This is a genomic window from Pseudomonas sp. SMV7 (assembly GCF_052041995.1).
In the GTDB taxonomy this organism is placed as follows: Bacteria; Pseudomonadota; Gammaproteobacteria; order Pseudomonadales; family Pseudomonadaceae; genus Aquipseudomonas.
This window is the reverse complement of record NZ_JBKGGT010000059.1, coordinates 1-521: the sequence shown is the minus strand read 5'-3', so window position 1 is coordinate 521 and position 521 is coordinate 1. Positions and strand designations below refer to the sequence as shown.

Sequence of the window (521 nt, the reverse complement as noted above, 5' to 3'; positions counted from 1 at the left end):
GTGAAAGCATAGGGGTAATGTATGTCGTGCTGCCAGGCGGCAACCCGCCTGAGAAGCGCTCGGGTACTGTCGAATACGATGTGCAAGTGGCGCCGAGTATCATCAGGGTGCGGGACAGTCTGGGCGATATAGAGAACAACGGCTTCACGTTCGACTCCAAGGTGAGGGTCTACGGCAAGGCGAGTATCGGGCAGTGGCTTGAACTGTTCGACGGTACCACGCCCAAGATCCAGAAACAGGTTGACCGCTACGGCAATTGGAGCGCTGAGGTGTCTGACCTGGCGGTCGGCCAGCACTTGGTCAAGGCTGTGGCCTTGTACGGCCGCAAGCTGGAGTCGGGGGGGCATGGCTTTGAAGTGCGTCCAAGTGCGCCGGTCATCAGCCGTGTAGTCGATAGCAAGGGCGAGCCGATTTGAGCGCGCCAGGCAGGGTGGAAGTGACCATCCTGCCGTATCCGTTCATGGCCGAGCACGACGGTCGATGGCAAGCACCTGAAGGCGATCAAGGGCGGCAAGCTGGTA

Annotated in this window: 1 protein-coding gene; it reads left to right on the top strand. The window is 60.1% G+C overall.

Translation table 11 applies throughout. From position 1 onward, the window contains the following. The coding region (locus tag ACLEJP_RS25515) for a hypothetical protein (RefSeq protein ID WP_440810912.1) at window positions 1-416 on the top strand (416 nt) is incomplete at its 5' end. Between the last annotated feature and the right edge of the window lie 105 nt (window positions 417-521).